The sequence below is a fragment of the Paenibacillus sp. P4_A7 genome (assembly GCF_056402455.1).
The window spans coordinates 1-1,236 of record NZ_JBFUHJ010000785.1 but is presented as its reverse complement, the minus strand read 5'-3'; the positions used below and the strand labels follow the sequence as shown (position 1 = coordinate 1,236).

Sequence of the window (1,236 nt, the reverse complement as noted above, 5' to 3'; positions counted from 1 at the left end):
GATGGTTACTGGGCATGTGTTGAAGTAAATGAAATTAAAGAAGTGCCAGAAGGAATGGTATCTTTAGTTGTCCCAAAACAGAAATATGCAGTCATCCGACATAAAGGACCCAATTACGAGATAAGTAACACATATGAAAAACTTCATAGATGGATAGAGGATAATAAATTTGAACGAATACATAGATCCTGGCATCTGGAGATTTCAGATGAATGGGGACAAAAAGAAATGAAAATTATTGAAACTGACTTATATGACACAATTAAATAGATTTTGAGTTTTGCTCAGAGAATTCGATGACATCCTATAACACCATATTCACGCATCGGGACATTCATCACTCGGTCCGCAGATGCATTCGAGGATCAGTTTGAGCCCTTCATTAAGCTAACTGGCAGGATTCTTTAGCTTTAATTGTTCTTTGCCAATGAATTATAACTTGTTTGTGGTATTATTTGTTAGTTAATATATGTCTGAAAGAGTTTATACAAATAAATGATTAAGCACTATCTTATTGGGGGAGACAATCCGTTTGGAAGAAAATTTTATTGAAGGTATTGAATACACGGAAATTCCAGTCTCGGATCTTGAAATGGCTTTAGATTGGTATCGCGATAAATTAGGGGCAAAGGTTTTATTCCAAAACACAGAATTGGCGGCAGTTGACTTTATAACAGGTCCTAGTCTGTTTTTGGTTAAAACGAATGATCAAACAACATCTACCTTTCTCGTAAATGGGGAAGATCATTATTCCATTGGATTTAAAGTGAAAAACATAGAAGGATTTCATAATCACTTAAAAGGATTAGGAACAAAAGTCAATGAAATTAATGACGAAGGGGTTATTGGTAAGTTCTTTACTTTTTATGATCCGTTCGGAAATATGTTTGATGTTCATCAGTCTCCAGCTACCAAAAAAGACTGAGGGGCACTATTCATTGTTGAGCAGGCTGCTTTATTGATTCCCTGAATAATCAAAGTTGAATATTTCTTCCAACCCATATTGCGAGGAGAGAGGTTCATGCAGAACAATCAAATCGAGATCGTTACTCTTGAGGAGAAGCATTTTGTCGGAGTTCCCGTGACTAATGTTTTCCAAAGGGTTGAGCCGGAAAGCATTAAAGAAGCAAATCAAGTATTTTTTGCTAGAAAGAGCGAGATTAAAGAGATTATGAATCCGCACGAATATGTATGTCCTCATTTTGCGAACGATGTACTTTTCACTTACATCTACTG

General features: G+C 35.9%; 2 protein-coding genes and 1 pseudogene. All 3 read left to right on the top strand.

Annotated elements, in window-relative coordinates:
* Positions 1-270: GyrI-like domain-containing protein (locus AC1DWN_RS33985; RefSeq protein WP_477563223.1), on the top strand; the 270-nt coding region annotated here is incomplete at its 5' end.
* A 262-nt stretch (positions 271-532) separates the two neighbouring features.
* Positions 533-925 carry a VOC family protein gene (locus AC1DWN_RS33980; protein WP_477563222.1) on the top strand — a complete coding sequence of 131 codons (393 nt, stop codon included), beginning with the start codon at positions 533-535 and terminating at the stop codon, positions 923-925.
* A 96-nt stretch (positions 926-1,021) separates the two neighbouring features.
* Positions 1,022-1,236, top strand: a pseudogene (locus AC1DWN_RS33975) (hypothetical protein); the annotation flags it as partial.